We start from the raw sequence: 21,572 nt of genomic DNA, 5'->3' as shown, positions 1-21,572 counted from the left end.
GACGCGGTCCGCCCTACGGCTAGACTCGACCCGTTCAGTCCGCTCATCGCCTGTCTACACGGAAGTAGGGCAACATCATGGGAGCCTTCAAGCCCTGGCACTGGATCGTGCTTCTCGTCCTCGTCCTCCTCATCTTCGGCGCTGGCAAGCTCCCCGAGATCGCTCGCAGCCTCGGCCAGTCCATGAAGGTCTTCAAGAAGGAGGTCAAGGAGCTGCGCGAGGAGGACGAGCCTGTGACTCCTCAGCCTCCGGCCCAGATCCAGCAGCCCCAGCAGGGCACCTACTACACCGAGCCGACCCAGCCGGGTCAGGCTGCCCCGCAGCAGAACGTTGACGGGACCACGCCCCAGGCCTGAGGTCCTCGGCGACCCGCGTCCGTCAGCCGTGAGCATCGGCTGACGGACGTGGAGCGCTGTTCGTCGTCCCCGTAGGAGTGAGGAGATCGGCATGCCCAAGCTGCCGAGGGTCACCAAGACCCGCCGCAAGGACAACCCTGACGCGGTCATGTCCATCGGCGACCACCTGCGGGAGGCACGCAACCGGCTGTTCATCTCAGCCATCGGTGTCATCATCGGTGCGGTCGCGGGCTACCTCCTCTATGACTGGTGCTTCCAGGTCCTTATCCACCCGCTGCGGGTCGCACAGGACCAGGGCTACTCCGTCAACATGAACTTTGACACGGTTCTGGGTGCCTTCGACCTCAAGCTCCGCATGTCCCTGTGGCTGGGGCTGCTGCTGTCCTCACCGCTGTGGATGTACGAGTTCTGGGCCTACGTGGGTCCGGGGATGACCCGTAAGGAGAAGCGCTACACCTGGGCCTTCGGGCTGTCCGGACTGGTGCTCTTCGCCTGCGGCGTGGCGCTGGGCATCGCGATCATGCCCCACGCGGTGTCGATCATGCTGGGCTTCCTTCCCACGGACACCGCCGGGCTGCTGCAGTACTCCTCCTACTTCTCCTTCGTCATGAGGATCATCCTCGCCTTCGGCGTGGCCTTCCTCCTGCCCGAGGTGATGGTGGGCCTCAACCGCCTGGGGCTGATGAAGGGCCGGACCATGCTCAAGGGCTGGCGCTGGGCGGTGGTGGGCATCTTCGCCTTCATGGCCGTGGTCAACCCGCTGCCCGACCCCTGGTCGATGGTCCTCATGGCGATCCCGATCTGCGGGCTGTACTTCGGTGCCTGCGGCCTGTCCGTCGCTCACGACAAGCGCGTGGAGAAGAAGCGCGCGGCGCTGGACGCCGAGCTCGACGCTGCCCTGGCTGAGAGCTAGCCGCCGTGCCCTCAGTCCCCACCCCCTCTCCCTTCCTGCGGCCCCTGGATCCCGGGACCCACCTGCGCCTGGGCCTCGTCGCCAACCCGACCTCCGGCAAGGGCCGTTTCACCGACGCCGCTGAGATCGCCCGCTGGACGCTGGAGCGTCTGGGCTACGAGGTGCTCGTGGCGGCCGGAGAGAGCTATGACGCTACCCGCCGCGCGGCGACGGCGCTGCTCGAGGACCGGGCCGGGCTCGACGCCCTCGTCGTCATCGGCGGTGACGGCACCGTGCACCTGGGCCTGGACGTCGTGGCGTCAACGCCGGTGCCGCTGGGCATCGTGCCGGTGGGCACCGGCAACGACATCGCCCGTCACCTGGGCCTCCAGGCCCGCGACGTCGCGGCGGCGGTCCGCCTGATCCACCTGGCGCTGACGGACCAGGAGGGGGCTAAGGTCGTGGCGCTCGACGCCGTCCACGCCACCCGGCCCGACGGCACGCCGGTGCCGGACGAGCACGAGTGGTGCCTCGCTGTCGTCTCGGCGGGGATCGACGCGGCCGTCAACGCCAGGGCCAACACCCTGTCCTGGCCCTCGGGAGAGGGGCGCTACATGCGTGCCATCCCCTACGAGGTCAGGCACATGGCCCCCTACGGCTACCGCGTCACCACGGACGCCGGCACCTGGGAGGGAGCAGCGGTCCTTCTGGCCGTGGCCAACACCCGGTACCTGGGAGGCGGTCTGGACATCGTCCCTGTCGCGGACCCGGTCGACGGGCTGCTGGACGTCATCCGGCTGGACCCTGTCTCGCGCACCTCGCTCCTGGGACACCTCGCCCGGTTGCGCAAGGGCACCCACATGCACCACCCGGCCGTCCACCACGAGCGCAGCCGGGTGGTGACCATCGAGGCCTGGTCGGGACCGCAGGACCTGCGCCGCCCGCCCCACCCGATGGCCGACGGCGAGCCGGTCGCAGACCTGCCGCTGAGGCTGGAGGCCGTGCAGGAGGCGGTACGGGTCATCGTCCCCTCGCGCCGCTGACCGGCCGAGGAGGCTCAGGCTCCGATAGGTGTCGCCGGTCCCACGTAGGGTGGGGCCATGAGCTCACCAGCAGAACGTTTCGCCGCCGCCAGACGCCGGGCTGCCGCCGCGAGGACCGAGCTGGCCCGCTTCGCCGACGGCTACGACTTTCCTCTTGACGACTTCCAGGTCGCAGGCTGCCAGGCGCTGGAGCGTGGTGAGGGCGTGCTCGTGGCCGCGCCGACGGGCGCCGGCAAGACGGTGGTGGGGGAGTTCGCCGTCTTCCTCGGTCTGGCCAAGGACCTCAAGACCTTTTACACCACGCCGATCAAGGCCCTGTCCAACCAGAAGTACCTGGACCTGGTCGCCCGCCACGGGCAGGACAAGGTCGGCCTGCTCACCGGGGACACCTCGGTCAACCCTCACGCACAGGTCGTCGTCATGACCACCGAGGTCCTGCGCAACATGCTCTACTCCGGCTCGCGGGACCTGGACCGCCTCGGCTTCGTCGTCATGGACGAGGTCCACTACCTGGCAGACCGCTTCCGCGGGCCGGTGTGGGAGGAGGTCATCATCCACCTGGACCCGCAGGTCCAGGTCGTCTCCCTGTCCGCGACGGTCTCCAACGCCGAGGAGCTCGGGGACTGGCTGGGGCAGGTGCGGGGCAGGACCGCCGTCGTCGTCTCTGAGCACCGTCCTGTGCCCCTGACCCAGCACATGATGGTGGGGCGGCGCCTGCTGGACCTGTACTCCGTCCCCGTCGCCCTGGAGGACGCGAGCCAGGAGGCGAGCCACAGCGCCCAGCCCCCGCTCAACCCGGACCTTCTCAAGGCGGTGCGCAACGCCCGTCGCGGCGCGGCGGGAGCAGGACAGGGCCGGTACGCGAGCTCGGCAGGCGGCCGAGCCTCGTCGCGCCGCTGGAGGGCGCCCCACCGTGGGCGTGACGGTGCCCGCAGCGCCCGGCTGCGCCCGCCCTCGCGCCTGGCGGTCGTTGACGCCCTGGAGCAGGCCGCCCTCCTGCCGGCGATCGTCTTCGTCTTCTCCCGCGCCGGCTGCGAGCAGGCAGTCTCCCAGCTCTCGGCGGCAGGGGTGGACCTGACCACGCAGGAGGAGGCGCGTCGCATCCGTGAGGTCATCGACCGGCGCACCGCGCAGGTGCCGGCCGGCGACCTCGGGGTGCTGGGCTTCCACTCCTGGGCCCATGCCCTCCAGCGGGGCTACGCCGCTCACCACGCAGGGCTGCTACCGGTGTTCAAGGAGACGGTCGAGGAGCTCTTCAGCGCCGGGCTCGTCAAGGTCGTCTACGCCACCGAGACCCTGGCGCTGGGGATCAACATGCCTGCGCGTACGGTGGTCCTGGAGTCGCTGCGCAAGTGGAACGGCTCCGCCCACGTCACCCTGACCCCCGGGGAGTACACGCAGCTGACCGGGCGGGCCGGGCGGCGCGGTATCGACGTCGAGGGCCACGCCGTGGTCCTGGCCGCCGACGACGTCGAGCCCTCCTTCGTCTCCTCCCTCGCCTCGCGCCGGACCTACCCGCTGGTCTCCGCCTTCCGGCCCACCTACAACATGGCGGTCAACCTCCTGGCCCGCACGAGCCGTTCGCGAGCCCGTGAGGTCCTGGAGTCCTCCTTCGCCCAGTTCCAGGCAGACCGAGGGGTCGTCGAGCTCGCGGCGCAGGCCAGACGCGCACGTGCCTCGCTAGGAGCGCTGGAGAAGCAGATGGGTTGCCGGCTGGGGGACTTCCGCGAGTACGCGGACCTGCGCGCACGCCTCGCCGAGGCGGAGGCCGACCTGTCACGGGACAAGCGCCTCCAGCGCCGGGCCGCGGCAGGACGTCAGATGGAGGGGCTGGCGCGCGGCACGGTCATCGTCTTCCGCAGGGGGCGGCGTCAGCGTCACGCCGTCGTCATGGACACCGGGACCGACCGCACCGGCACGCCCTACCTCACCGTCGTGGGAGAGGACTCCAAGATCCACACCCTGACCCCGGACACGACGCCTGACGGCGTCCTACGGGTGGGGTCGCTGAGGGTGAGCCCTCACACCGACCTACGCCGGCCCCGTGACCGTGACCGGCTGGTGGGGTGCCTGGTCGAGGGGATGCGTACCGGCGGCTTCGAGGACGCAGGCCCGCGCCGCCGTCCTGGCCGCTCGCAGGAGGCCGACAGCCTCACGGAGCAGATCGAGCGTCTGCGTGACGCGATGCGATCTCACCCCTGTCACGGCTGCCCCGACCGTGAGGAGCACGCCCGAGTGGGACGTCGGTGGTCCAGGACCAAGGCGGAGGCCGAGCGCCTGAACGAGCGGATCGACCGAAGGACAGGGACCATTGCGCGCCTGTTCGACTCCGTGTGCCAGGTGCTGGTCACCCTGGGCTACGTGAGGCCGCTTGATCCCGCCCGTCCCGAGGGCGAGCTGGCCGTGACAGGGGCGGGCAAGGTCCTGGCGCGGATCTACGCCGAGCGTGACCTGCTCGTCGCTCAGTGCCTGCGCGAGGGGGTGTGGCGCGGGCTGGAGCCCTCCGAGCTCGCCGGTGCGGTGAGCGCCTGCGTCTACGAGCCACGGGCCGGCGTGGCGAGCCTGTCGCTGCCGGTAGCGCCAGGCTCGGTGCTGGGTGACAGCCTGCGGCGGGAGCTGGCGGTCTCGCGCAGGATCAACGACCTGGAGGCGCTGGCACGTCTGGAGGTCTCCAGCGGTGCCGAGCCGGCCCTGGCCGGAGGCGTCCAGGCATGGGCCCAGGGCGCGAGCCTGGCCGAGGTCCTCACGGACTCAGGCATGACGGCCGGAGACTTCGTGCGCTGGGCCAAGCAGCTGCTCGACGTCCTGGGCCAGCTGGCCTCGCTCCAGCCCGATCCTCAGTCCGACCAGGCCCTGGGCGACCAGGTTGCCGCCCTGTCGCGGACGGCGGCCGAGGCGAGCCTGGACGTCAGTCGCGGCGTCGTGGCCTGGTCCGGGCTGTAACCTGCCGGCATGTCTGGTTTCCTCGCCCTCCTGGACGATATCGCCACCCTCGCCAGGCTCACGGCCTCCACCCTGGACGACACGGCGACGATGGCGGTCAAGACCTCCGCCAAGGTCTCTGCGGCCGCGGTCGACGACGTCGCTGCCACGCCTCAGTACGTCACCGGTGTCTCCGCCGAGCGCGAGCTGCCGATCATCAAGCGCATCGCAAAGGGCTCGCTGCGCAACAAGCTCTTCGTCATCCTGCCGGTGGCGCTCGTGGTCAGCTGGCTGGCCCCGGCGCTGCTACCTGTCGCGCTGGTGGTAGGAGGGACCTACCTGTGCCTCGAGGCGGGGGAGAAGGTGCTGGACAGGCTCTGTCACTCCTCGCGCGCCCACGCGCAGGAGGCACCGGCCCGTGACGAGGACACGGTCGTGCGTCAGGCGGTGACGACGGACTTCGTCCTGTCCACGGAGATCATGCTGCTGGCCCTGGCTGAGGTCCAGGGGGAGTCCTCGTCGCGACGCGTCATCGTGCTCGTCATGATCGCGTTGCTCATCACCTTCGCTGTCTACGGGCTCGTGGCGGCCTTGATCAAGGTGGACGACCTCGGGGTGCACCTGGCTGACCGGGGCCGCAGCACGACCGCGCGTGCTGCCGGGCGGGCCATAGTCAGGGCCGCACCCGGACTGTTGACCGTCATCGGGATCGTGGGAACGGTGGCGATGGCCTGGGTCGGCGGCCAGATCCTGGCTCACAACCTCGCCGAGCTGGGACTGGACGGACCCCACCACCTCCTTGAGCACGCCGCAGGCGCCTCGGCCCAGCCGGTGCTGTCGTGGCTGGCCGGAACCGGCGCCGCCCTCGCCTTCGGCATGGCCGTGGGCGTGGTGATCGCGTGCCTGGTGAGCCTGGTACGGAAGGTGGTGCGCTGAGGTGGCACGCGCTGGCCGTGCACCTTCCTGGCCCGCTCGCCTGGCCGGGTGGGCGTGGGCCGCGGCCTGCGGCGTCGTGGTGTGGGCCGGGTTCCCACCGGTCGGCGCCTGGTGGGCCGTGCCCCTCGGGCTGGCCGGGATCATGGCCGCCACGAGGCAGGCGACCTGGGGACAGGCAGGTCTGCGCGGGCTCTTCCTCGGGCTCGGTCTGTTCACGCCCCTGCTCCACTTCACCGCTGTGTCGATGGGCAACCCCCTGGGGTGGGTGAGCCTGACGCTGGTGGAGTCGCTCTACCTCGTGGCCTGGGCCATCGCCTGGTCCCTGGTCTCACGGGTCCCGGTGCTGAAGGGGGACGGATGGCGTGCGCTGGTCGGCCGCGTCCTGGCTGTCACGGTGCTGTGGTGCGGGGCGGAGGAGCTGCGCTCGAGCTGGCCGTGGGGAGGCTTCCCCTTCGGACGCCTGGCCTTCGCGATGGCTGACGCCCCGGTCCTGCCTGTGGCGGCCTACGGGGGCTCTGTGGGCCTGAGCCTGCTGGTCGCTCTCGTCGCCGCGTGCGTGGCTGAGGCGGTACGGGCCGGCGCTCGTCTGCGTGTCCTGCACGCTGTCGCGGCGGGAGCGGGCGCTGGTGCCCTCCTCCTGGCCCCTGTGGCGCTTCCGGTGGACTCCTCGTCCCAGGACGGCACCATCCGGGTCGGTGCCGTGCAGGGTGACGTGGCCGACAGCGCCCGAGCGGCGGATGACGTCTTCGCCAGGGCGCTGGAGGTGACGGGCAACCACGCCCAGGCGACCCTCGACATGGCGTCCGAGGTCGAGGCAGGTTCCCTGGACCTCGTGGTCTGGCCGGAGAACGCCGCCGACCTGGACCCGCGTACGCACAGCTCGGCGGCGGTGCTGGTCGAGCACGCTGCGCAGCAGGTGCGCGCCCCGCTGCTCGTGGGCGCCGTCGCCTACGAGGGACAGGTGCGTCACAACGACGTCATCGTGTGGGTCCCGGGCCAGGGCGCCGGCGAGGTCTACCGCAAGCACCGTCCCGTTCCCTTCGGCGAGTACGTCCCCTGGCGCGAGGCCCTGCGGCGCGTGACGAGCCAGGTCGACCGGATCGGCACCGACATGGCTGCGGGTGACGGGCCCACGAGCCTGACCGTGCACGCTGCGGCCAGGGACCGTGACGTCACCGTGGCCATGGGTATCTGCTTCGAGGTCGCCTACGACGACGTCCTGCGCCAGGGGGTGACGGAGGGAGGCGAGGCCATCGTCATCCCGACCAACAACGCCAGCTTCGGCCGCTCGTCAGAGGCGGCCCAGCAGCTGGCTCAGGGACGGGTCCAGGCGGTGGTGCACGGGCGCAGCGTCGTCCAGGTCTCCACGGTCGGACTGACGGCCGTGATCAGTCCCAAGGGCGTGGTCGAGCAGGAGCTCGAGCCCTTCACCCGGTCCTGGCTCGTGGCTGACGTCGGTCTGCGCCAGACGGTGACGCTGGCGGACCGCCTGGGGCCCTGGCCCGGGCGTGTCGTCCTGGCTGGCGCCACGGTGCTCGTCCTGACCGGTATCCTGTGTCGTGCACATGAAGGGCTCAGACGCCGTCGTCGCCGGCGCCGCTGAGACGAGCCGTGGGAGGTTCTGCCGTGAAGACCGTCGTCGTCATCCCGACGTACAACGAGATCGAGTCCATCCCCCAGGCCCTGGACCGTGTGCGCGCAGCCGTGCCCGAGGCCCACGTCCTCATCGTCGACGACGCCTCCCCAGACGGCACGGGTGCCTTTGCCGATGCCCGGGCCGAGCGTGACGACCGCGTCCACGTCCTGCACCGCAAGGACAAGGCGGGTCTGGGGCCGGCCTACCTGGCCGGGTTCTCCTGGGCGCTGGCCAGCGGCTACGAGCTGGTCGTGGAGATGGACGCCGACGGCTCCCACCGCGCCCAGGACCTGGCGCTGCTCATCCAGCGTGCCGAGATGGCGGACGAGCCTGACCTCGTCATCGGCTCACGCTGGGTCTCAGGCGGAGCGACCCAGGGCTGGGACGCGCGCCGCGTGGCTCTCTCCCGTGCCGGCAACCTCTACATCAACGCGATGCTGGGACTACGGGTCAAGGACGCTACCGCTGGCTTCCGTGTCTACCGTGCCTCGATGCTGCGCAGGCTGGACCTGGGCAAGGTCGAGGCGCTGGGCTACGGCTTCCAGGTCAACATGACGCTGCTCGTGGACCAGATCGGTGGCCGGATCGTCGAGATGCCGATCACCTTCGTCGAGCGGGAGGCCGGTCAGTCCAAGCTCTCTGGCGGTATCCTCTCCGAGGAGCTGGGGCTGGTCACCAAGTGGGGGCTGCTCAAGCGAGGGGGCCAGGCTCTCCAGGCCGCTCAGCGTGCCGAGACGAGCCTCATGGACGCACGCGAGCGCTGGTCGGAGCGTCGCAAGCGACGCTGAGACCAGCGCTCGGCAGGCGCCTCAGGCAGACACGGGCACGCTCGTCCACCGTGCCTGCCCCGACGGGGCTCAGGGACCTCAGAAGCGCTGTCGGTAGATCTCACCGGAGCGCAGCAGCTCCAGACGCTCGTCGAGCAGGACCTTGAGCTCATCCAGGCTGCGGCGCTCCAGGAGCATGTCCCAGTGGGTGCGGGGAGCCTTCTTGGGCTCCTCGTCCTCAGGCTCCTCCTCGCCGCGCAGGGTGGCGACCTGACCGCACTCGCCGCACTCCCAGGTCTGGGGCACGTCAGCCTCCACCGACATCGGCACCACGGTCAGGTGCGCCATCGGGCACTCGTAGGTGACGGTCTGGCGCTCAGCGAACTCCACACCCTCCTCAGACTCCATCGACTTCGCGCCGATGGTCATGCCTCGCAGTGCACGGTCAGCCATGCTTGCCTCTCTCCCTGGTGGACGTGGTGCCGGGTCCTGCGGACACGGCGACAGTGACGCAACGCTGCACGCGCCCGTTTTCTTCCCGACGGCGCCTCACAGCCTGCTCCGACCTCGCAGTCTACCGGGTCGCTAGGTGCCGCTGTGCCGAGGACGGCATAATGGCGGCTATGGCAACCAAGCGCATCGGCATCCTCACCGCCGGCGGAGACGCCCCGGGACTCAACGCCGCGATCCGTGGCTTTGGCAAGGCCGCGATCGGCCAGCACGGCTGGGAGCTCATCGGGTTCCGTGACGGCATGCGCGGTCTGGCGGAGAACCGGTTCATGACCCTGGACCCGGCCTGCCTGTCCGGCATCCTCACCACCGGGGGCACGATGCTGGGAACCAGCCGTGACAAGGTCCACCGTATGGTGGTCGACGGCCAGGAGCGGGACATGATCCCCACGATCGTGGAGAACTACGAGAAGGACGAGCTCGACGCCCTGGTGTGCCTGGGAGGCGGTGGAACGGCGAAGAACGCCAAGCGGCTCATGGACGCCGGTCTCAACGTCCTCCACCTGCCCAAGACCATCGACAACGACATCGTGGAGACCGACTCCTCCTTCGGCTTCGCCACCGCGCTGGAGATCGCCACCGAGGCGGTAGACCGCCTGCACTCCACCGCGCACTCCCACCACCGCATCATCCTCACCGAGATCATGGGCCACCGCGCCGGCTGGCTGGCGCTGGGGGCAGGGATCGCCGGGGGAGCGGACGTCATCCTGCTGCCGGAGGTCCCTTACGACGTCGACGCCATCGTGGCCAAGATCGAGCGGCGCCGCTCGCACGGCTCCACCTTCTCGGTCATCGCGGTGGCCGAGGGCGCGCTCAACGTGGCCGACCGCAGGGAGCTCGACCACGCCGAGCAGCTGGTCAAGGAGGCCTCGACCCCGGAGTCCAAGGCTGCCGCCAAGCGCGGTGTCAAGCGGCTGGAGGCCAGCCACCGCGCTAACACCTTCACCCTGGCCGAGCAGCTGGAGGAGCGTACCGGCCTGGAGGCGCGAGTCTCGATCCTGGGCTACGTCCAGCGTGGCGGGACCCCGAACGCCGCGGACCGCCTCCTGGCCACGCGCCTGGGCGTGGCCGGGGCACAGGCCGTGCAGGGCGGCAGGTTCGGTGTCATGGTCGCTGACCGCGGGCACGGGACCGAGCTGGTGCCTCTGAAGAAGGTGGCGGGCAAGGTCAAGTACGTCCCGGCCGACCACGAGTGGATCCAGGCCGCGCGCGCCGTCGGCACCTCCTTCGGGGACTGAGATCACAACAGCAGGTACGGCATGACGGCGAGCCCGTCCGTGTCACGGCGTGGCGGTCTTCTTCCACCCGGACACGCAGGTGAACCTGGGGTACCTGGGCTAGGTCGGCTCAGCCGGCCACGTAGCGGGCCAGGTACTCGCCGGTCAGGGTCGAGCCAGAGGCCACGAGCTCGGCCGGGGTACCGGTGAAGACCACCTGCCCGCCCTCACGGCCGGCGCCGGGGCCCATGTCGATGATCCAGTCGGCACGGGCCATGACGGCCTGGTGGTGCTCGATGACGACGACGGTGCGGCCGGACTCGACCAGGTGGTCGAGGAGCGCGAGCATCTCCTCGACGTCAGCCAGGTGGAGACCCACCGTAGGCTCGTCGAGGACCAGGACGTCACCGTCCTGTCCGAGGTGGACAGCGAGCCTGAGCCGCTGACGCTCGCCACCTGACAGGGTTGACACCGCCTGTCCCAGTCGCAGGTACCCCAGGCCGGCGTCGTGCATGTGGGTGAGGATCTTGACCGCGGCGGACACACGCGTCTCCTTGGCGGAGAAGAGGGTCAGGGCCTCGTCCACGCTCATGGCGAGCACCTCGGCGATGTTGTGCCCCCCGAAGCGGTAGGCCAGGACCTCGTCGTCGTAGCGTCGGCCCTCGCAGGCCTCGCACACGGTCGTCACGGTCTCCATGAAGCCGAGCTGGGTGTCGATGACGCCGGCGCCGTGGCACACCGGGCAGGCTCCCTCGGAGTTGGAGGAGAAGAGCGCGGGCTTGACGCCGCCTGCCTTGGCGAAGGCCTTGCGGACCGGGTCGAGCAGGCCGGTGTAGGTGGCCGGGCTGGAACGGCGTGAGCCCTTGATAGGGGACTGGTCGAGGGTCACCACGCCCTCCATGGGGGAGAGGTGGCCGTGGACGAGTGAGGACTTTCCGGACCCTGCCACGCCGGTGACGACGGTGAGTACGCCGCGTGGGACGTCGACGTCGACGTCGGCCAGGTTGTTGGTGCGGGCGCCACGGACCTTGATGACGCCGGTGGCCGGGCGCGGCTCGTCCTTGAGACGGGCGCGGTAGGACAGGTGCTGGCCCGTCAGGGTCCCAGAGCTCCTCAGGCCTGCGACGGAGCCGGTGAAGGTGATCTCGCCACCGTGCGAGCCCGCGCCGGGACCGAGATCGACCACGTGGTCGGCGATGGCGATGACCTCGGGCCTGTGCTCGACGACGAGGACGGTGTTGCCCTTGTCGCGCAGGGAGAGCAGGAGCTCGTTCATCGTGTCGATGTTGTGGGGGTGGAGCCCGATCGAGGGCTCGTCAAAGACGTAGGTGACGTCGGTCAGACCGCTTCCCAGGTGACGCACGAGCTTCATGCGCTGCGCCTCGCCGCCTGAGAGGGTCGAGGCGGGACGGTCGAGGGAGAGGTAGCCCAGGCCGATACGGATGAAGGCGTCGAGGGTCTCGCGCAGACGGGCGAGCAGGGGAGTGGTGCCTGTGATCCCGGCGACCTGGCGAGCCTGCTGCGGGGCGTCCTCGTCCTGCCGGCTCGCGGCCTCCAGGCCACGGACCCACTCGGCCAGGTCAGTCAGCGGCATCGCGCAGGCCTCAGCGATCGACACGCCGGCGACGCGCGCCTGGCGAGCAGGCTCAGCCAGGCGCGTGCCCTCACACTCCGGGCACGTGCGGTAGACCACGGCGCGCTGGACGAAGGCACGCACGTGCGGCTGCATGGACTCGGGGTCCTTGGACAGCAGCGAGGAGCGAAGCCGCCCCACGAGCCCCTCGTAGGTCATGGTGTGGGAGGAGATCCTGACCTTGGTCGGCTCCTTGTAGAGGAAGTCGTCCAGCTGCGTGGGAGTGAAGTCCTTGACCGGCTTGTCGGCGGGGAAGAGGCCGGTCTCGCCCAGGGCCTTGACGTAGTAGCCGTCAGCCGTGTAGCCGGGGACCTTGATGGCGCCGTCGCGCAGGGACAGGTTCTCGTCGTAGACCTCGGTGAGGTTGATATCAGTAACCTTTCCGGTGCCCTCACAGCGGGGGCACATGCCGCCCTGGACGGTGTAGTGCTTACGCTCGGTGACCGTGCGGCCGTTCTTGACGGTCGTGAGGGCGCCGCCACCAGTGACTGAGGGCACATTGAAGGCAAAAGCCTGGGGAGAGCCGATCTGCGGCACGGACAGGCGGGAGAACAGCACGCGCAGTGAGGCGCCGACGTCGCTGGCGGTGCCCAGCGTCGAGCGTGGGTTGGCTCCCAGACGCTCCTGGTCCACGATGATGGCTGGGGTCAGGCCCTCCAGGTGGTCGACGTCAGGGCGTGCCTGGGAGGGCATGAATCCCTGGACGAAGCTGGAGTAGGTCTCGTTGATGAGCCGGCGCGACTCTGAGGCGATGGTCGACAGGACCAGTGAGGACTTGCCGGAGCCTGAGACGCCGGTGAAGACGGTGAGCCGGCGCTTGGGGACGCGGACGCTGACGCCACGCAGGTTGTTCTCGTGCGCGCCGACCACGACGATCGCGTCGTGAGAGTCGGCGGCTGGGACGAAGGCGGAGGTGGTACTCGTCTGGGGCACGGACCCGATCATGCCTGAGCCTGCAGCGGTGGGCGAGAGCCGGACGGGCGCTCGCCCACTACCTCGCCACGATCCCAATGTGCCGATAATGCACATTATGTCATTCCAGTGAGGTTGAGAGGGCTCAGGACGATAGGACCGGCGCCCCGAGCGGCACTGTGAGCAGTACTGTCAGGTCGTGCCCACGATTCCTCGCCAGCAGCCCTTCCCCACCGCCGTCTTCCTCGGCGACGCCGTCACCACCGGCTGGCAGGCGGTCACGCACCCCCGTAACCGCTGGAGCTCGTTGGTGTGCGAGAACCTGCGCTGGCGCGAGGTCAACCTGGCTGCTGACGGCCTGGGCTTCTTCGCGCGGCGCGGCGGGCACCTGCCCGGCGGAGACCGGGCGCCGTCGTGCCGTGACACGACCTGGCTGGAGACCGTGCTTCGTGCCGAGCCGGACGTCGTGACGGTGTGCCTGGGAGTCAACGACGCGGCCCACCTTCCCAGCCAGCTGGAGCTGGTCACCGAGGCGGTCGAGCACGACCTCGGCTTCCTGCGTGAGCGCTTGCCGGGCTCCCCGGTTGTGATCGCCCCCTACTTCCCTGCCCTTGGCATGGGGCCGCGCTTCGGCGTCGTGCGGCGGCTGGTCCACGAGACCGCGACCCGGTTGGGGTTGGTGTCAACCGACGCGATGACGACGGCGATCGACGGTGACGAGGACAAGCTGGCGCTGGACGGCATCCACCCCGATGACGCGGGTCACGCCGCGATCGCTCGTGCGATGATCCGGGTCTATCAGGAGGTGGCGCCAGTGCTGTGCCCTGCGCGCGCGGACGCCCAGTGAGCATAGGGTGGGCACCTGTGCCCAAGCCCGATCGCTCAGGAGGTCCTTGTGACTGACCGGCGTGAGCCCACGCTCACCGACGTCGCCCGCGTCGCGGGCGTGTCCCCCACCACAGTCTCTCGTGTGCTCAACAACCGGGGCTACCTGTCTGAGGTGACCAAGGAGCGGGTCGCCCGGGCGATCGACGAGCTCGGGTACCGCCCGAACCAGGTCGCGCGGGCGCTGCACGGCAAGTCCACGCAGACCGTCGGCGTCATCGTGCCGACGGTCGCGCTGCCCTTCTTCGGAGAGCTGGCCGCTGAGCTGGAGGACGCCCTGGCCGAGCACGGCTACCGGATCCTGGTGTGCAACTCGATGGGCCGCGCCGACAGGGAGCGCGAGTACCTGGACCTGCTGGTCTCCCACCGTGTGGACGGTATCATCTCCGGCGGCCACAACGAGCACCTGTCGGAGTACCGGCGGATCCGCCTGCCGCTGGTCACCGTTGATCGAGACCTGTCCCCCACCATCACGAACGTCCGCTGCGACAACCTGGCAGGTGGGCGTGCCGTGACCACGCACCTCCTGCAGCGCGGCGCCACTGCGCCGGCGCTGCTGACCTCGCGCTCAGGGACGCACAACCTGCGCGAGGCCGGGTACCGCCAGGTCCTGGCAGAGGCGGGAGTCGACCCGATCGTCCTGACGGTCGACTTCCACACGCCGGAGGACGCTCGTTCCCGGCTCATCCGTGACCAGCTCGATGCCGTGCGCAGCCGGGTCGACGCGGTCTTCGCCACGGACGACCTGTCTGCCGCTGCTGTGCTGGACTGGGCTGACAGCCGTGGCGTCGACGTCCCCGGTAGCCTCAAGGTCGCTGGCTTCGACGGAACCACGGCGGTGCGGCGCGCCTTACCAGGGTTGACGACGCTGCGTCAGCCTATCGCGCAGATCGCGCGCGCCTCGGTCGCACGGCTGATGGAGCTCGTGCAGGCCCAGGCCTCGGACCGGGACCCGCTCCCCTCCCCCGCCACCATCGAGCTGGAGGGTGAGCTGCTGCCCGGCCGCACCTCCTGAGGGCGACCGGGCAGCAGCGACGGCGAGGGCGCTCTCAGCCGGCCGCGACGGTCTCAGGAGCGACGACGGCGAAGAGCCGGTCGGTCACGGAGACCTCGTGGTGGCGGCCGTCCTCGCACAGCGGGTCACTCAGCCCCTCGAAGGCTGTGGCGTTGGACAGCACGATCGGGGTGACGGTCTCGTAGCCCTCGTCCCGCAGCGCCTGCCAGTCCACCTCGACCAGCGTCTGGCCGCGACGGACGGTCTGACCGGCAGCGACCTGAGGGCTGAAGTGGCGGCCACCGAGCTCGACGGTGTCCATCCCGACGTGAATGAGGAGCTCGATGCCGGAGGCTGAGCGCAGCCCGTAGGCGTGGCCGGTCGGGAAGGCCACGATCACCTCGCCGTCGACCGGGGAGACCACGGGGCCGCCTGCGGGCTCGACCGCCAGGCCCGGTCCGAGCATGCCCGAGGCGAAGGTCTGGTCCTTGACCTCGCTGAGCGCGACCGCGGTGCCGCGTAGCGGCGAGGTGACAGTGAGGTCGCGGTCGGCCCCCTCAGGCAGGTGCGGCTCCTGAGCCGGTGCGTCAGCAGGCGCTGAGGGCACCTGGTCAGCGGCGTCGTCGCCCCCCGCGAGAGAGGCCTTGCCCCGGGTGGAGGCGTAGACGAAGGCGGCGCCGAAGGCAAGGACGAAGGTGAGGGCCTCCAGGGCGAGGTAGACCGGGATGTCCTCGGTCTTGATTGACACGAAGCCGACGAAGCCGGCGGCTCCCAGCGCCGCACCACGCACGTTGAACAGAGCGACGCCCGCCGAGCCCACGGCAGCCGCTCCCATGCCGATGAAGAAGGGCCAGCGCAGACGCAGGTTGACGCCGAAGATCGCCGGCTCGGTGATACCGAAGACCGCCGAGACGCCACCGGCACCGGCAAGGCCCTTCATCTTGGCCTCCCGGGTGCGGAAGAAGACCGCCAGCGCCACGGCGCCCTGGGCCACGTTGGCCATGGAGGCGATGGGGAAGATGAAGTCCCCCACTCCCCCGTTCTGGGGCAGCAGCGGGATCTCGACGGCCGGGAAGGACTGGTGCAGGCCGGTGACCACGATCGGTGAGTAGACCAGGCCGAACAGGAAGCCGCCCACCGGGCCCAGGGCGTTGTAGACCCAGTCCAGCCCGTAGGTGATGGCGTCGGAGAGCTCACGGGTCACGGGACCGACGATGACGAAGGTGAGGAAGCCGGTGACCAGGATGGTGATGAGCGGGGTGAGCAGGAAGTCCGCGGTACCGGACAGGCGCTTGTGGAGCCACTTCTCGATCGTGGACAGGATCCATGCCACGCACAGGACGGGGATCACCATCGCCTGGTACCCGATCTTGTCTACCGTCAGGCCGAACAGGTGCCACACCTCGATGCTGCCCTCAGCCTGCGCCTGTGCGATGGAGTAGGCGTTGGTCAGCGAGGTCGAGACCATGGCGGCACCCATGGCGGCACCCAGGTAGACGTTGCCGCCAAAGCGCTTCGTGGCCGAGAAGCCGACGAGGACCGGGAGGAAGGCGAAGGCGGCCGAGGAGACCATGTTGATCAGGTCGGCGTAGTCGGTCAGCCAGGTCCACCGCTCGACCAGGGCCTGGTCACCGAACAGGCCCTGGGCCGTCAGGACGTTGTTGATCGCCATCATGAGACCGCCGGCGATGAGCGCGGGCAGGATCGGGACGAAGATGTCGGCGATCATCTTGATGAAGCGGGTGAAGAGATTGCCTGACTGGGCCGCCTCCTGCTTCGCCTCGTCCTTGGAGACCTCGCGTACCTTGCCGGTGGCGATCATCTCCTTGAAGACCAGGTCGACGTCACCAGGGCCGACGATGATCTGGTACATCCCTCCGGCCACGAAGGTGCCCTTGAGGTCGGGATCGGCGTCCAGGGCCTTCTGGTCGACCTTGTCCATGTCCGCCAGGACGAGGCGAAGCCGCGTGGCGCAGTGGGCTGCGGCGCTGATGTTGTCGGCACCGCCGACGTAGGCGATGACAGCGGCCGCAACGCGAGCGTGGTCCATAGCCACCCGGGTCTCCTTTCTGTGCTTCCTGGCCCCTCAGCGATGAGGTGGTGCCCGACGCCGTTGCCGGATGACGAGAACCGTGGACCGGGAGTATGTCAATCGATAGTCACATTACCGTCGCCCCGTCCCTGTGGCAAGGCATCAGAGCCCCGGAAACGGCGACGAGTCAGTCAAAGACCGAGGCCTGGGCACTCAGCAGCCGGGCGCCGTCCCACACGGTGACCGTGGCGCCGTCGGCAGCCGGGTCGATGAAGCTGCGCATGCTGAAGGCCAGGTCGCCGTCCCCGACGAAGACCTCCGTGACGGAGCGGTCGTGGACGACCTCCAGGCGAGGAGGTACCTGGCGGTCGATCTCGACGGTGCGCCGGGCACCGTGGTGGGTGTAGCGCGTGGCTGAGCGGTCGACCCGCAGGAAGCCCTGGCCTGCGTCCAGCTCGATGACGACCCCGTCCGCCTCGCTGCCGATACGGACCTCGACGGTGCCGGTCGACTCCTCGGCACAGAGCACCAGGTGCCAGGTGCGGTGGCCGGCGAGGAGCCGGAGCGCCTCTCCACGCTCCTGGCCGGGAGGCAGCGGCAGGGCAGCGGGCTCGGGCAGCAGCGGGCGCTGGATGAGCCGACCGGCACGCAGGGACAGGGTACGTGGCACCGTCAGGGTGTGGACCCATCCACCGGTAGCGGTCGAGGGCTGGTCGTCCTGGCCCGCGTTGCCGACCCATCCCATGAGCAGCGGCGGACCGGGCTGAGAGGGACGACGGGCAAAGACCTGGGGAGCGTAGAACTCAAAGCCGCGGTCGACCTCGTGGACCGTGCCGTCGCACTGCCGCAGCTCGTTGCCCGTCAGGCGCCCTACGGCGTAGACGCACGGGAAGACGTTCTCGTAGCCGGGGCCCTCAGGCCGGGCCCCCTGCGGGCACCAGATGAGCACGTCCTGCTCCTGGCCCGTGACCTCGTCCGTGAGCCTGACCAGCCCAGGGCACTCCCACATGAAGCCCAGGGTGTCCAGGCAGCCGTCGGCGTCCGGGAAGGTCATCTCCCCGTCCAGGTGCCAGCTGAGCATGTCAGTGGACCGGTAGAGCAGCGCTGCGCCGGTCTCGTTAGTCCTCTGGACACCCAGGAGCATGCGGTAGGTGCCTGGGGCCTCAGGGTCCCGAGTGACCTGCGGGTCGCGGAAGTGGGCTGTGTAGCCGGGAGCGTGGGTGGCGATCAAGGGGTTGGAGGACAGCTTGGTGAAGGAGAGCAGGTCCTGGGAGGTCACCAGGCACTGGCTCGCGGTGCGCTCGCCAGTGGCCTCGTCCTTGAGGTTGCCGGTGTAGAAGAGCTGGTAGCGGGCCTCGTGCGGCGCCGTGGCCCGCTCGTCGTCCTCCAGGACCAGGGCGTTGCCTGAGTAGGCGCCGTTGGCGTCGTAGAAGGAGTCCGGGACGATCGCTGGCTCGTGCTGCACCCAGTGGAGCATGTCCCGGGAGGTAGCGTGCCCCCAGTAGACCAGCCTCCTGCTGCCGTGCATCGGGGTGTACTGGAAGAAGACGTGGGCGACGCCGTCGTCGATCAGCAGCCCGTTGGGGTCGTTGAGCCGCCCGACCGGGGGGGCCACGTGGATGAGCGGGTAGTCGGGGTCGTCGGCGGCGCGGGAGGCCTTGACGGCCTCGGCGGCCGCGGCGCGCAGGTCCTCGGTCATGGGCCCAGGCTACCGGGAGAGGTGACCGCCAGGGCTCAGTGGAAGTAGGGGATGATCAGCCACAGGCCGAAGGCCACGATGCCGCCGGCCAGCACGAGGAAGAACCCGGCGGCGACCTCGGCTGCGTGCAGCCCCTCGACCTCGCCGGCCTGCCGCTTGAGGTGAACCTCGTCGAGCATGCGTGCGGCGGAGGAGGTGATGAGCATGACGAAGGCCGTCACGGTCACGGTGACCAGGGTGACAAGCCCCAGCGATGCCCAGTCGATGCTGATGGCGCTCATGCTCCGTCGCCTCCTCGTGAGCCGGCTCCTGCCAGCTCCTGCTTGACCTGCTCGACGGTGCGCGGCTTGCGCGTGAGAAGGGGGTCGGTCTGCTTGGCGACCACCACCGTGTGGGCGTCGTTGACGTTGGAGAAGTCCACCTTGTTGTGGTTGGCCTGCCGGATGATGGCCATGGCGCCAGCCAGGAGTGCGAGGATCACCAGGACCGTACCGAGGGTGCCTCCGCGAACGGCGACGTAGGACGTCAGGGCTCCGACCATGCCTGCTGCCGGCAGCGTGATGAGCCAGGCCACTCCCATGCGTGCGAAGGTCCCCCACGAGACCTTGGAGCCGCGGCCGACGCCCGAGCCGAGGATGGAGCCGGTGCAGATGTGCGTGGTAGACAGGGCGAAACCGAGGTGGGAGGAGGCCAGGATCGCCACTGTTGAGGCCGTCTCGGCGGCGAAGCCCTGCGGGGAGTCGATATGGACCAGGCCCTTGCCCATCGTCCGCATGATCCGCCAGCCGCCGGAGTAGGTGCCCAGCCCGATCGCGAGGCCCGCGGTGGCGATGACCCACCACTGGGGCCCGGTGCCGCCTTCCTGGTAGCCGGCGGCCACCAGGACCAGGGTGATGACACCCATCGTCTTCTGGCCGTCCGACGTCCCGTGCGCCAGGGCGACGAGGGAGGCCGACAGGCGCTGGCCGTTGCGGAAGACCTTCTGGGAGTAGCGGTCGTCAGGCCGGGCCACCCGGTAGGCGATCCAGGTGGCGACGGCAGCCGCCAGACCGGCGACGCACGGAGCGACCAGCGCTGGCAGGACGATCTTGGAGACAACGGTGCCCCAGTGCACTCCCTGCAGGCCCGCGGCCACGACGACGGCGCCGATCAGCCCACCGAACAGGGCGTGGGAGGAGGACGAGGGCAGGCCGAAGAGCCAGGTGGCCAGGTTCCACAGGATGGCACCAGCCAGTCCCGCGAAGACCATGGCCGGGGCGGCCTGGATCAGGGCGTCGTCAAACAGCCCCCCTGAGATGGTCTTGGCCACCTCAGTGGACAGGCAGGCGCCGATGACGTTGAGGACGGCGGCTACGAGAACCGCGCGCTTGGGGGTAAAGGCCCCCGTCGCGACGGACGTGGCCATCGCGTTGGAAGAGTCGTGAAAGCCGTTGGTGAAGTCGAACACCAGCGCGGTGATGACCACGACGACGACGATGAAGAGGGTGCTACTCATTCCAGTCCCGGTGGGCGAGGTGAACCGACCGTCCGGAGGGGGCGGCGGCCAGAGCCACGTAAACGTGACCTGACAGAATTGTTACCAGGAGGAGACGTCATTCGTCAGCCCCGTCGCCCTCAGAACGCCTCCTGATGAGTTCCAGAAGGGGTGCGATATCTCACGGAGCGGACCATGATGGGCCTTCGTCCCGGCCGGGGCTGGGACTGCGTGGCTGCTTTCTGCTGAAGGACCTGTCAGACGGGTACTCGCGAGGCTACGTGCTGGGGCAGCGACGCTTCTGAGCCGGCGCGGCCCTCACATCGCACGGCGCTTGGCCGCACGACGGGCGGCGAGCTCGTCCTCGATGACGGGACCGTCACCCGCGTGGTCGGTAGGCAGCTCTGCCAGTGAGCCCTCGACCTCGTGCCACACCCGGCCGACGGCGATGCCGAAGACGCCCTGACCGCCCTGGACGAGGTCGATGACCTCGTCGTTGCTCGTGCACTCGTAGACCGAGGCACCGTCGCTCATGAGGGTGATCGAGGTCAGGTCCTCGACGCCCCGGGCGTGCAGGGCGTTGACAGCGGTACGGATCTGCTGGAGGGAGACACCGGTGTCCAGCAGGCGCTTGACGATCTTGAGCAGGAGGATGTCCCGGAAGGAGTACAGGCGCTGGGAGCCAGAGCCCTTGGCTGAGCGGATCGTGGGCTCGACCAGGCCCGTGCGGGCCCAGTAGTCGAGCTGGCGGTAGGTGATGCCCGCGGCCCGGCAGGCGATCGGTCCGCGGTAGCCGGTGTTGGCGTCCAGTTCAGGAAGCGGGTCACCGAAGAGCATGCCCTGGGTGCGCTGAAGGGCGACGTCGTGACGGATCGCTTCGTTCGCGCTCACGTGATGCTCCTGTCGGTTCTCGGGGTGGTGGGGTGGGACCGCGGCCTGGTGGCTGCGCCAGCAGATCCCACGATAGGTGCCTGACGGGGCGTGCTCAACGAAGGGCGCGCGGTCGACATCGGCCAATTCGGTCTCAATCTCAAGGTGAGGTTGAGAAGAGGTGTGGTCGACGCGGATCTTTCGTTGCTATCGCGGGCGAGACGGAGAATCCAGTCAGGCAGTCTATGTGCGACATGTCACATCCATAGTCACACCAGTCACATCTGTCCCGCGTGTCGCGGCGTGGTCACCAGTCTTCCGCCGAGCCCGCATGAAGGTCCTGACGCCACCGTGCAACCTGCTGCGAGATGCTCTCCTCCCCGAGGTCGACCCCACGCAGACGCAGCAGGTCATCACTGGCTCGCAAGGGGACCCGGCTGATGCGCGAGACCATGAGGGCATCGGCGGGGGCGCAGGGCACCCGGCTGGTGCCAGGAGACGATCCGGTCTGGCGCAGGACGAGCTCGGCGCGCAGGACAGCGTCGTCATCGACTCCTAGGTGCACCTCGTCCAGGGTCCCCCCCTGGACCTCCAGGCACCGACGCAGCAGCGGGGGCCAGGTGACCTGGGAGGCTGTCTCCGCACTCAGACAGAGGCCTTCCCGGGCGCTGACGGGCACCGCCAGGATCGAGGGGCCGCCCTCCTCGACCAGGAGCGCGACAAGTCCTTCGTCCGGGGAGGTCGATCGAATGGCGACCAGACGCATGTCGTGCACGCGTCCTAGGCTACGGAGC

General features: G+C 69.5%; 18 protein-coding genes. 10 read left to right on the top strand and 8 right to left on the bottom strand.

The window, feature by feature from the left end:
• The first annotated feature begins 77 nt into the window (after nucleotides 1-77).
• The 7 genes from tatA (at nucleotide 78) to HRL51_RS05940 (ending at nucleotide 8,573) form a co-directional block, all read left to right on the top strand.
• Entirely contained in the window at nucleotides 78-356 is a 279-nt protein-coding gene (gene tatA / locus HRL51_RS05970) for a Sec-independent protein translocase subunit TatA (protein WP_172120050.1), read from the top strand.
• 91 nt (nucleotides 357-447) lie between these two features.
• The gene (tatC, locus tag HRL51_RS05965; protein WP_172120049.1) at nucleotides 448-1,269 is read left to right on the top strand and encodes a twin-arginine translocase subunit TatC; all 822 of its coding nucleotides are present in this window, start codon (nucleotides 448-450) and stop codon (nucleotides 1,267-1,269) included.
• Between the two features lie 62 nt (nucleotides 1,270-1,331).
• Nucleotides 1,332-2,291 (top strand): diacylglycerol/lipid kinase family protein, encoded by a 960-nt coding sequence (locus tag HRL51_RS05960; protein WP_172120189.1) that lies wholly within the window; start codon nucleotides 1,332-1,334, stop codon nucleotides 2,289-2,291.
• A gap of 57 nt (nucleotides 2,292-2,348) precedes the next feature.
• Entirely contained in the window at nucleotides 2,349-5,234 is a 2,886-nt protein-coding gene (locus tag HRL51_RS05955) for a DEAD/DEAH box helicase (RefSeq protein ID WP_172192585.1), read from the top strand.
• A 9-nt stretch (nucleotides 5,235-5,243) separates the two neighbouring features.
• Nucleotides 5,244-6,149 carry a DUF808 domain-containing protein gene (locus HRL51_RS05950; protein ID WP_172192583.1) on the top strand — a complete coding sequence of 302 codons (906 nt, stop codon included), beginning with the start codon at nucleotides 5,244-5,246 and terminating at the stop codon, nucleotides 6,147-6,149.
• Between the two features lies 1 nt (nucleotide 6,150).
• On the top strand, nucleotides 6,151-7,752 hold the full coding sequence (gene lnt, locus HRL51_RS05945) for an apolipoprotein N-acyltransferase (RefSeq protein ID WP_172120046.1): 1,602 nt from the start codon (nucleotides 6,151-6,153) through the stop codon (nucleotides 7,750-7,752).
• A gap of 23 nt (nucleotides 7,753-7,775) precedes the next feature.
• Complete coding sequence (locus tag HRL51_RS05940) at nucleotides 7,776-8,573, top strand: polyprenol monophosphomannose synthase (RefSeq protein WP_172192581.1); 798 nt, start codon at nucleotides 7,776-7,778, stop codon at nucleotides 8,571-8,573.
• A gap of 78 nt (nucleotides 8,574-8,651) precedes the next feature.
• On the opposite strand, the gene HRL51_RS05935 is transcribed toward HRL51_RS05940, so the two are convergent.
• A complete protein-coding gene (locus tag HRL51_RS05935) occupies nucleotides 8,652-9,005 on the bottom strand; it encodes an RNA polymerase-binding protein RbpA (RefSeq protein WP_024035943.1) in 354 nt (117 codons plus the stop codon).
• 170 nt (nucleotides 9,006-9,175) lie between these two features.
• Here HRL51_RS05935 and HRL51_RS05930 point away from each other — a divergent pair, with 170 nt between their 5' ends.
• Entirely contained in the window at nucleotides 9,176-10,300 is a 1,125-nt protein-coding gene (locus HRL51_RS05930) for a 6-phosphofructokinase (protein WP_172120044.1), read from the top strand.
• Nucleotides 10,301-10,409: 109 nt separating this feature from the next.
• Here the strand turns inward: HRL51_RS05930 and HRL51_RS05925 are convergent, their stop codons facing one another.
• A complete protein-coding gene (locus tag HRL51_RS05925) occupies nucleotides 10,410-12,845 on the bottom strand; it encodes an ATP-binding cassette domain-containing protein (RefSeq protein ID WP_244960113.1) in 2,436 nt (811 codons plus the stop codon).
• A gap of 178 nt (nucleotides 12,846-13,023) precedes the next feature.
• On the opposite strand from HRL51_RS05925, the gene HRL51_RS05920 reads away from it, so the two are divergent.
• Both HRL51_RS05920 and HRL51_RS05915 read left to right on the top strand, forming a co-directional pair.
• Nucleotides 13,024-13,671: an SGNH/GDSL hydrolase family protein gene (locus HRL51_RS05920; RefSeq protein WP_172120042.1), complete on the top strand. Its 648-nt coding sequence runs from the start codon at nucleotides 13,024-13,026 to the stop codon at nucleotides 13,669-13,671.
• A 48-nt stretch (nucleotides 13,672-13,719) separates the two neighbouring features.
• Nucleotides 13,720-14,724: a LacI family DNA-binding transcriptional regulator gene (locus HRL51_RS05915; protein WP_172120041.1), complete on the top strand. Its 1,005-nt coding sequence runs from the start codon at nucleotides 13,720-13,722 to the stop codon at nucleotides 14,722-14,724.
• Between the two features lie 34 nt (nucleotides 14,725-14,758).
• On the opposite strand, the gene HRL51_RS05910 is transcribed toward HRL51_RS05915, so the two are convergent.
• The 6 genes from HRL51_RS05910 to HRL51_RS05885 form a co-directional block, all read right to left on the bottom strand.
• Nucleotides 14,759-16,753, bottom strand: a complete 1,995-nt coding sequence (locus HRL51_RS05910) for a sucrose-specific PTS transporter subunit IIBC (RefSeq protein ID WP_172120040.1) — start codon at nucleotides 16,751-16,753, stop codon at nucleotides 14,759-14,761.
• Nucleotides 16,754-16,922: 169 nt separating this feature from the next.
• A complete protein-coding gene (locus tag HRL51_RS05905) occupies nucleotides 16,923-18,434 on the bottom strand; it encodes a glycoside hydrolase family 32 protein (protein WP_172120039.1) in 1,512 nt (503 codons plus the stop codon).
• A 35-nt stretch (nucleotides 18,435-18,469) separates the two neighbouring features.
• Nucleotides 18,470-18,715, bottom strand: a complete 246-nt coding sequence (locus HRL51_RS05900; protein WP_172120038.1) for a hypothetical protein — start codon at nucleotides 18,713-18,715, stop codon at nucleotides 18,470-18,472.
• Complete coding sequence (locus HRL51_RS05895) at nucleotides 18,712-19,929, bottom strand: inorganic phosphate transporter (protein ID WP_172120037.1); 1,218 nt, start codon at nucleotides 19,927-19,929, stop codon at nucleotides 18,712-18,714. Before HRL51_RS05895 ends, HRL51_RS05900 begins: the two co-directional genes overlap by 4 nt.
• 297 nt (nucleotides 19,930-20,226) lie before the next feature.
• Nucleotides 20,227-20,745, bottom strand: coding sequence for a MerR family transcriptional regulator (locus HRL51_RS05890; protein ID WP_172120188.1), 519 nt, complete (start codon nucleotides 20,743-20,745; stop codon nucleotides 20,227-20,229).
• Between the two features lie 340 nt (nucleotides 20,746-21,085).
• Nucleotides 21,086-21,553, bottom strand: a complete 468-nt coding sequence (locus tag HRL51_RS05885) for a DUF151 domain-containing protein (RefSeq protein WP_172120036.1) — start codon at nucleotides 21,551-21,553, stop codon at nucleotides 21,086-21,088.
• Between the last annotated feature and the right edge of the window lie 19 nt (nucleotides 21,554-21,572).

Origin of the sequence: Actinomyces faecalis (assembly GCF_013184985.2) — a bacterium.
In the GTDB taxonomy this organism is placed as follows: domain Bacteria; phylum Actinomycetota; class Actinomycetes; order Actinomycetales; family Actinomycetaceae; genus Actinomyces; species Actinomyces faecalis.
Note: the sequence above shows the minus strand (reverse complement) of the source record. Positions and strands in the feature narration are given on the sequence as shown.